This window comes from uncultured Alistipes sp., from assembly GCF_902388705.1.
Taxonomy (GTDB): Bacteria; Bacteroidota; Bacteroidia; order Bacteroidales; family Rikenellaceae; genus Alistipes.
The window spans coordinates 1-8,713 of sequence record NZ_CABMQJ010000072.1 but is presented as its reverse complement, the minus strand read 5'-3'; the positions used below and the strand labels follow the sequence as shown (position 1 = coordinate 8,713).

The window sequence follows — 8,713 nt, the reverse complement described above, 5'->3', positions numbered from 1 at the left end:
GCTCGATTGCCGGGCCGCACGGCTGGCGCGGCAGGTGCTGGCCGCCGACCGTTATGACCTGATGGAGCGTTTCGTCGGGGAGTATGTGCGCGAGAATCCGGTCGAAGAGGGGGACGGGGGCTCCAATACGATTCTTGCGTGGATTGAATTCCTGCGTGAGAACGGAGTTGAGCACGCCTATGCCACGGGGTCGATTGCCGAAGTGCTGGCCGACGTCAACGACCGCATGAGCGGCCAGACGCAGCAGCTGGCCAACAGCGTCGGCTGGTCGAAAGACATCATCGAAATGCAGCTGCAGCAGGACAGCCTGCGCCTGGAAGTAGGCGCGCGGCTCGATTCGCTCGAGCGCAGTTTCGGCCGTATCGTCGTCGTCGCGGAGCACCTGCCCGAGATTTCGGACAAGATGCTCCAGGAGCTGGGCGACCAGGTGACGCAGCTGATAAACACGATGAATTACAGCGTCGACAACGCCTTCGCCAATTTCGACCGCCAGCGCGACGAGCTGCAGCGTTATGTCACCGGTGAGCGGCAGGCGCTGGTCGACCAGTTGCGCACCACGGCCGGCGATTTGGTGCAGACGGCCCTCGACGCCGTGCCGGGGCTGGTGGGCAAGGTGCTGCTGTATGCGGTGCTGGCGCTCGCGGTGCTCATCGGCGGGCCGTTCGCCCTCGGATTCTGGCTGGGCGGCGTGCGCGAACGGGCCCGGGAGCGGAAGAAATAGCTGAAATTTATCTATCTTTGCGGCAAAATCATTGTTATGGCCCGCAAAAAAGCAAATTATCCCCTGATAGAGGGGCTCGAAATAACGACGCTCGCCGCCGAAGGCAAGGCGATGGGACGCTGGAACGACGTGGTGGTCTTCGTGCCGCTGACCGTACCGGGCGACGTGGTGGACGTGCAGATACGTTCCAAACGCCGCCGTTTCATGGAGGGGTTCGTGGTGCGCTACGTGAAGAAATCGCCCCTGCGGGCCGAGGCTTTCTGCGAGCATTTCGGCGTTTGCGGCGGCTGCAAGTGGCAGAACCTGCCCTATGCCGAGCAACTGCGGTTCAAGACCGGACAGGTGTGCGACCAGCTGACCCGCATCGGCAAAATAGCCCTGCCGGAGATTGCCCCCTGCCTGGGCTCGGCGCAGACGCAGTTCTACCGCAACAAGCTCGAATTCACCTTTGCCGACCGCCGCTGGCTGACGCGCGAGGAGGTCGAAAGCGGAGCCGACATCGGCGCCGCACCGGCGCTCGGGTTTCACATTCCCGGCATGTTCGACAAGGTGCTGGACATCCGCAAATGCTGGCTGCAGCCCGATCCGTCGAATGACATCCGCCTTGAAACCAGGCGTTTCTGCATCGAAAACGGTTATACGTTCCACAATGCCCGCGAGCATACGGGGCTGATGCGCAACATGATTGTCCGCACGGCCTCGACGGGCGAAGTGATGGTGATCGTGGTCTTCGGCGCGGACGACCGCGAACGCATCGCGGCGCTGCTCGACCATCTGGCGGCCTCGTTTGCGCAGATTACTTCGCTGTTCTATATCGTCAATACCAAGCTCAACGATTCGGTCGCCGACCTCGACCCGGTGTGTTACCGGGGCAAAGACCATATCGTGGAGCAGATGGAGGGGCTGCGCTTCAAGGTCGGGCCCAAGTCGTTCTACCAGACCAACTCGGCGCAGGCTTACGAGCTCTACAAGGTGGCGCGGGCGTTCGCGGATTTGAAACCCGAAGACGTGCTTTACGATCTGTACACCGGTACGGGCACCATTGCCAATTTCTGCGCCGCGCACTGCCGCCGCGTGGTGGGCATCGAGTATGTGCCCGAGGCGATTGCCGACGCGAAAGTCAATTCCGAAATCAACGGCATCGGCAATACGGTCTTTTATGCGGGCGACATGAAGCAGGTGCTCGACGATGCATTCGTCGCTGCGAACGGCCGGCCCGACGTCATCATCCTCGACCCGCCGCGCGCGGGCGTCGACGAGCCCGTCATCGGGGTAATTCTGCGCGCCGCGCCCGAAAGAATCGTCTACGTGAGCTGCAACCCCGCCACGCAGGCCCGCGACCTGGCGCTGCTCGACGCCGACTACCGCGTCGAGGCGGTACAGCCCGTGGACATGTTCCCCCACACGCACCATGTCGAGAATGTGGTGAAGCTCGTGCGGCGATAGCTCCAGGCCGGGATTCCCCGGGTTGCCGGGTGTTTTGCGGAGGTTCCGGGTGCCCCCCCCTTTTTTTGTGCTCCGGTGTGTCTGCGATAACCGCATGGCAACAAAACCGTGCCTGCGGCGTTTCCCTATTATATGCGCCGGCCTGTGCATGCGCCTGGAAAAACCGGTGGACGCATGCAGTATTTCCCGCTTTTGGCGTTTTATTTGTAAACAGTTACCTAAAAACGGAGTAAAACATGAAAAAATTGATTTTAATCGCGGCTGTGGCGCTGATGGCGCTCCCCGCGGCAGCACAGGTCGAGGAAGCTTTCCCCAGTTATATCCAGGTCAACGGACGGGCCGAAAAGGAGATTACGCCCGATGAGTTCTACCTCTCGGTCATCATCAACGAACGCGACTCGAAAGGCAAAATTTCGGTCGAGAGCCAGCAGCGCGACATGATTGCGGCGCTCAAGCGGTTGGGCGTGAACGTCGAAAAGCAGCTCAAGGTGGCCAACCTCTCGAGCGAGTTCTTCAAGAAGAACACCTCGGTGGCCACGGCCAAGTACCAGCTGCAGCTGGGGTCGGCGGCCGAAGTGGCCAAGGTATGGCAGGCCCTCGACGGACTGGGGATTTCGAACGTTTCGATTCTGAAGGTGTCGCATTCGCAGCTCGAAACATACAAGGAGCAGGTGCGCGTCGAGGCGATGCGGAACGCCAAGCAGAGCGCGGCGACGCTGGCCGAGGCCGTGGGTCAGAAAATCGGCAAGTGCTTCTACATCTACGATTCGAACAACAACGTGATGCCCGTCTACTACGACAACATGGCCGTGATGCGCAGCGCCAAGGCGATGGATGCGGCCGAGGGCGCTTCGGCCGACGAGCCGCTCGACTTCAAGACCATAAAACTGCAGTACAACGTGCAGGCCAAATTCGTGCTGGAATAACCCTCCGGCCGGATATGTCGAAGAGGATGTCCCGCGTGCGGGCGTCCTCTTCTTCGTCCCGGGAGGGGAGAGGCCCAAAGGAAAACGGCATTCCGCCGGATGCCAAGATGCCGCTCCCGGTTTGCGCCGGGGCGGGAATGCGCCGGATGTGCTGCGGGTGTGTTCCGGACAGGGGCGGGAGCACCCCGGGCGCGGCCGCCGCCCCGAAGCGGCGGCACACCGCTGCATCAGCGGGCGGCAGAAAAACGGCATGAAATTCGGAAATTCCGGATATATATATTATCTTTGTTTACTTTGCCCCTGAAAATAAAAAGGAGGAGTTATGGAAAAGCAGTTCAGTTTCAATTACGAGCATTATACGGCCCTGTCCGGGCTCTCCGATGCCGACCGGGCGTTGATCCGGGAGGCCGAGCGGGCCACGGCGAATGCCAATGCGCCCTATTCGAAATTCCATGTGGGTGCGGCTGCGCGCCTGCGCAGCGGGAAGATACTCTACGGAAGCAATTTCGAAAGCGAGGTGTATCCGGCGGGACTCTGCGCCGAGCGCACGCTGATGTTCTATGCGCAGGCCAACTATGCCGACGACCCGATCGAGGCGCTGGCCATCGCTTCGAATCCATCCGAGCGCGAATGCTATCCCTGCGGCCAGTGCCGCCAGGTGATGGTCGACGTCGAACGCCGCCAGGGTTCGCCCATACGGGTCATCATGAGCGGCAACGGCACGGCGACGGTCGTCGACTCGGCGGCGCGGCTGCTGCCGTTCACCTTCGTGCTGTAAAAGACCTCCCCAGACTTAAATATCCGGAAAATGTTCTGTCCCGAAGATATTCTTTACGAAGACAACCACCTGCTGGTCGTCAACAAACGCTGCGGCGATCTGGTGCAGCCCGACCCCTCGGGCGAGAGCGCCCTCGAAGACCAAATCAAGGCTTTTATCAAGCGGCGCGACGCCAAGCCCGGCGAGGTGTTCCTCGGCGTGGTGCACCGCATAGACCGTCCGGTGAGCGGCGCCGTGCTTTTTGCAAAGACCTCGAAAGCCCTCACACGGCTCAACGAAATGATTCGCGAGGGGCGCATCCGCAAACTCTATTGGGCGCTTACCGAGCAGACGCCCGTCCCCGAAAGCGGGGAGCTGCGCCACTATATCCTGCGTGACGGCCGGACGAACCGTTCGCGGGCTTTCGACGCGCCGAAACCCGACGCCAAGGAGGCCCGCCTGCGTTACGAAACGCTGGGGGCCGGGACGCACTATACGCTCGTCGAGGTGGAGCTCCTGACGGGCCGCCATCACCAGATTCGGGCCCAGCTGTCGAAAATCGGCTGCCCGATTCGCGGCGATTTGAAATACGGGGCCAAGCGTTCGCTGCCCGGAGGGGGTATTTCGCTCCACTCGCGGCGTGTCGAGTTCGAGCACCCCGTGCGGAAAGAACCCGTGTCCGTCACGGCCCCCGTGCCTGCGGACGACAACCTGTGGGCCTATTTCGAAAACCGTTGATTTTTCCGAAAAGTATGCGTGTGTTGATCCAGCGTGTGAAAAGCGCTTCCGTTACAATCGGCGGAGAGCTCCGGTCGCAGATCGGGGCGGGTTTGCTGGTATTCGTCGGCGTGGGAACGGACGATACGGACGAAGATCTCGAATACCTGGCGGGCAAGATCGTGCGCCTGCGTATTTTCGACGACCGGCAGGGGGTGATGAACCTCGATGTGCGGCAGGCGGGCGGGCAGGTGCTGGTCGTGAGCCAGTTCACCCTGCAGGCCTCGACCCGCAAGGGCAACCGCCCGTCCTATATCCGGGCTGCGCCCGAGGCCGTGTCGCGTCCGATGTACGGGCGTTTCACGGCGCGCGTCGCCGAACTGCTGGAGCAGGAGGTGCCCACGGGCGAATTCGGCGCCGACATGCAGGTGGCGCTGGTCAACGACGGCCCGGTGACCATCTGGATGGATTCGAAAGACAAAGATTAAAAAGCGATTCCGATGAAAAAGATTTTTACGCCGCTGCTTGTGGCCCTTGCCGTGGCTCTGGCAGCCTGCGGAGATGAGAAGACGAAAGACCAGGCCGACTGGTTCCTGACGCCCGAGGCCGTGGTCGACGGCACGACGGTCGAGGTGAGCTGCCTTACCCGGTTCGGCGACGGCGTGCTGTCCGCCGTCGGCGCCGGATTCATTTATCAGCCGGTAGGCGAGGTGGCGTTCGGCGATTTTACGGTCGTTTCGGATTGCCGGGTCGACGGCAGCCGCCTGTCGTGTACGCTGAACGACCTGATGCCCGAAATGACGTATGTCGTCTGGGCCTACGCCGACCTGCCGGCCGGCCGTGTCCAAAGCGCCGGAGTCGCTTTCGAAACCGGCAAGGGCGGCGGGCCCGATCCGGACCCGGACCCGGATCCCGGTGTGGCGAAATACAAGGGATGGGCGGAGCTGCCTGCCGTTCAGGAGCGTCCGGACGATTACTATTACGCGGCGCATTATTGCGACGGAAAGCCGGGCGGACGCAACTATTCGGTTTGTTACAGCAGAGATATGCACGGTGCGATTTGGGTTGCCTACCCGATGCATGTAAGCTACACCGAAGGCGATGCCGGAGGCCAGAACAAGGCTTGGAAATACGATCCCGTTATTCCCTCTTTTGTGCAGCCAGACTTGAGCTCTTCGTACAAGAACAGCGGCGACGGCGATTTCTCGCGCGGCCATATGCTTGCGTCGAACGACCGGCAGTCGAGCGTGGCGACCAACAGGCAAACGTTCTATTATACCAATATGTCGCCGCAGATTCAGAACGGTTTTAACGGAGGTATCTGGGCGACGCTCGAAGGCAATTGCCATAAGATGATTTGCTCCGATACGCTTTACATGGTTACGGGAGCCTATTTTGCCGACAAAACGAAAACCTGCAAGGATAAGAACGGCAATACGGTTATCGTGCCGACGCATTATTACAAGGTGCTGATTCGCTCGAAGAGCGGCAATACCGGCAAACCGCTTTGGGAACTTGCGGCCGATGAGATAGAATGTGCGGGGTACTGGTTCGAACACAAGGTGTATTCGGGTGCGCGACCGGCGCAGTTCATTAAATCCGTGGCGTGGATCGAGGAACAGACGAAGCAGACTTTTTTCGTCAATGTGCCTAACGCTCCGAAAGAGAAGCTCAACGCCTCTTTCTGGGATATATAGCGATGTTTGCGTGGGGCGACCAGAGGCGGTTCAACTCCTACTCGGGGTATTTCCGCCGCACGTTCGGCGGGCGGGTGCAGAAACTCTCCGTCGATGCCGGATTTACGTGTCCCAACCGGGACGGAACCATAAGCACGGGGGGATGTACGTTCTGTAACAACGGGGCGTTCACTCCCTCGTACTGCATGCCCGGGAAGAGTGTCCGGCAGCAAATCGAGGAGGGAATCGAATTCCACCGCAGGCGCTACCGCACGGCTTCGCGCTACCTGGTTTATTTCCAGTCGTTTTCGAATACTTATGCGCCGCCTGCGCGTTTGCGGGAGCTCTACGGCGAGGCGCTCGCCCGTCCCGAAGTGGCGGGAATCGTCGTCGGCACGCGGCCCGACTGCGTGGACGCCGAAAAACTCGACCTCCTTGCGGAGCTGGCGCGCGGGCATTACGTCGCTATCGAATACGGCATCGAGTCGACCTGCGATGAAACGCTGCGCGCCGTGAACCGCGGCCATGATTTCGCCTGCGCGCGCCGTGCCGTGGAGATGGCCGCCGAAAGGGGCCTGCACGTCGGGGCGCACTTCATCCTGGGGCTTCCGGGCGAAACCGACGCGATGTTGCTCGGGCAGGTCGATGCGATCAACGCCCTGCCGCTCACGACCGTCAAATTCCACCAACTGCAGGTTTTCCGCGCGACGGCCATGGCCGCCGAGTACGACGCCGACCCCGGACGGTTCCGGTTCTGGGAGGTGGACGAATACATCGACCTGTTCATCGAAATACTGCGCAGGCTCCGCCCCGATGTGGTCGTCGAACGCTTTGCGAGCGAAGCGCCGCCCCGTTACCATTACGGCCGCAACTGGGGGCTGGTTCGCAATGAAACGCTGCTGGCGATGCTCGAAAAAAGATTGGAGGAGCGCGGTACATATCAAGGCGAAATTTTTATACCTTTGTCCCGTAATTCTTAATATTCCGGATCGTTATGAAACCCATCACTATGGAGCTGGTGCTGAAAACCGTCAAGGAGTACTTTCTGATGACGGTGGGCATGATGCTGTACTCTTTTGCATGGATTGGCTGTATCATGCCCGTCGACGGTACCGGCGGCGGCGCCACGGGTCTCTCGCGCGTGCTGTGCCATGCCGTCGAGCACTGGGCCGGCATAAGCATCCAAATCGGTACGATGGCCTTTATCATCAACGGCGTGCTGCTGCTGGTCGCGGGCTTCATCATCGGCTGGAATTTCGGCGTGAAGACCGTGTTCTGCGTCTTCGTCATTTCGCTGGGACTGAACTTCTGGCAGTCGGTGTTGCCCGAGGGGGATTTTCTCCACCTGGAACGCATCCTGTCGGTTATCCTGGGCGGTATCCTGGCCGGTATCGGCGTGGCGATCTGCTTCATGCAGGGGGGCTCGACGGGCGGCACGGACATCGCCGCCATGATTATCAACAAATACCGCACGATCAGCTACGGCAAAATCGTCATCTATTCCGACTTCATCATCATCGGCTCGTCGATGCTCGTGGGATTCCACATCGACACGGTGATTTACGGTTATGTGATGACGGCGGTATTCGGTTATACGGTCGACATGATTATGGCCGGAAACCAGCAGTCGAGCCAGGTGTTCATCGTCACGCACGACTACGAAAAGATGGCGCAGGCCATCGTCGACAACATCCACCGCGGCGTGACGCTCATCGATTCGCAGGGGTGGTACACCAAGAAAGAGTCGAAAATCGTCATGGTGGTCTGTCGCAAGCGCGAAACGGCCATGATTCTCAAATTCGTCAAAACCATCGACCCCGACGCTTTCATGACCGTGGGGTCGGTAATGGGCGTCTACGGCAAGGGATTCCAAGCGATTAGCAAACCCTGATGCCGCTCTATGCCGATATAGTCCTGCCGCTGGCGCAGCCCGCCTATACGTTCGCCGTGCCCGAGGGGATGCACGCCGAGGCGGGACAGGCCGTGGCCGTGCAGTTCGGCTCCCGCAAATTCTACACGGGCATCGTATGGCGTGTCCACGACCGCCGTCCCCCGTTCAAAACCGTAAAATTCATACAGCGCGTCCTTTACGGCGCACCCCTGCTTCCGGCGCAGCAAATGGCGCTCTGGGAGTGGATTGCCGCGTACTACATGTGCACGGTGGGCGAGGTGATGCGCGTGGCGCTGCCGGCGCTGATGAAACCCTCGGGCGACACCGAGGAGGAGTTCGACGAAGGGGAGTTCCGCCCCCGCACGGAGCGTTACCTGGCGCTGGCTCCGGCGCTGCACGACGAGGGGCGGCTGCACGAGGTGTTCGAGAAGCTCGGACGGCGTGCCCCGAAACAGTACGAAGCGCTGCTGGAGCTGGCCTCGGCCGGGGACGGGGAGCGCATCTCGACGGGCGAGGTGGCCCGTCGCCTGCTGCGGGCCGATTACGCCGTGCTGCACGCCCTCGAGCGCAAGGGGTATG

8 protein-coding genes and 2 pseudogenes are annotated in these 8,713 nt (G+C 60.7%); all 10 read left to right on the top strand.

The window, feature by feature from the left end:
- Window positions 1–721: pseudogene (locus QZT71_RS11245) on the top strand (hypothetical protein); the annotation flags it as partial.
- Between the two features lie 36 nt (window positions 722–757).
- Window positions 758–2,167, top strand: coding sequence for a 23S rRNA (uracil(1939)-C(5))-methyltransferase RlmD (gene rlmD / locus QZT71_RS11240; RefSeq protein WP_295916193.1), 1,410 nt, complete (start codon window positions 758–760; stop codon window positions 2,165–2,167).
- Window positions 2,168–2,403: 236 nt separating this feature from the next.
- Window positions 2,404–3,093, top strand: a complete 690-nt coding sequence (locus tag QZT71_RS11235; RefSeq protein WP_295916190.1) for an SIMPL domain-containing protein — start codon at window positions 2,404–2,406, stop codon at window positions 3,091–3,093.
- Window positions 3,094–3,415: 322 nt separating this feature from the next.
- On the top strand, window positions 3,416–3,871 hold the full coding sequence (locus QZT71_RS11230; protein WP_295916188.1) for a cytidine deaminase: 456 nt from the start codon (window positions 3,416–3,418) through the stop codon (window positions 3,869–3,871).
- A 30-nt stretch (window positions 3,872–3,901) separates the two neighbouring features.
- Window positions 3,902–4,588, top strand: a complete 687-nt coding sequence (locus tag QZT71_RS11225; protein ID WP_295916185.1) for an RluA family pseudouridine synthase — start codon at window positions 3,902–3,904, stop codon at window positions 4,586–4,588.
- 14 nt (window positions 4,589–4,602) lie between these two features.
- A complete protein-coding gene (gene dtd / locus QZT71_RS11220) occupies window positions 4,603–5,055 on the top strand; it encodes a D-aminoacyl-tRNA deacylase (protein ID WP_295916180.1) in 453 nt (150 codons plus the stop codon).
- 12 nt (window positions 5,056–5,067) lie between these two features.
- A complete protein-coding gene (locus QZT71_RS11215) occupies window positions 5,068–6,264 on the top strand; it encodes a DNA/RNA non-specific endonuclease (RefSeq protein WP_295916176.1) in 1,197 nt (398 codons plus the stop codon).
- A 2-nt stretch (window positions 6,265–6,266) separates the two neighbouring features.
- Entirely contained in the window at window positions 6,267–7,223 is a 957-nt protein-coding gene (locus tag QZT71_RS11210; RefSeq protein ID WP_295916173.1) for a TIGR01212 family radical SAM protein, read from the top strand.
- A 14-nt stretch (window positions 7,224–7,237) separates the two neighbouring features.
- Window positions 7,238–8,134: a YitT family protein gene (locus QZT71_RS11205; RefSeq protein ID WP_295916170.1), complete on the top strand. Its 897-nt coding sequence runs from the start codon at window positions 7,238–7,240 to the stop codon at window positions 8,132–8,134.
- Window positions 8,134–8,713: pseudogene (locus QZT71_RS11200) on the top strand (primosomal protein N'); the annotation flags it as partial. The gene QZT71_RS11205 and the pseudogene QZT71_RS11200, both read left to right, overlap by 1 nt.

Coding starts and splice junctions, on each gene's coding strand:
- rlmD (WP_295916193.1), top strand. CDS start 758: ATGGCCCGCAAAAAAGCAAATTATCCCCTGATAGAGGGGCTCGAAATA.
- QZT71_RS11235 (WP_295916190.1), top strand. CDS start 2,404: ATGAAAAAATTGATTTTAATCGCGGCTGTGGCGCTGATGGCGCTCCCC.
- QZT71_RS11230 (WP_295916188.1), top strand. CDS start 3,416: ATGGAAAAGCAGTTCAGTTTCAATTACGAGCATTATACGGCCCTGTCC.
- QZT71_RS11225 (WP_295916185.1), top strand. CDS start 3,902: ATGTTCTGTCCCGAAGATATTCTTTACGAAGACAACCACCTGCTGGTC.
- dtd (WP_295916180.1), top strand. CDS start 4,603: ATGCGTGTGTTGATCCAGCGTGTGAAAAGCGCTTCCGTTACAATCGGC.
- QZT71_RS11215 (WP_295916176.1), top strand. CDS start 5,068: ATGAAAAAGATTTTTACGCCGCTGCTTGTGGCCCTTGCCGTGGCTCTG.
- QZT71_RS11210 (WP_295916173.1), top strand. CDS start 6,267: ATGTTTGCGTGGGGCGACCAGAGGCGGTTCAACTCCTACTCGGGGTAT.
- QZT71_RS11205 (WP_295916170.1), top strand. CDS start 7,238: ATGAAACCCATCACTATGGAGCTGGTGCTGAAAACCGTCAAGGAGTAC.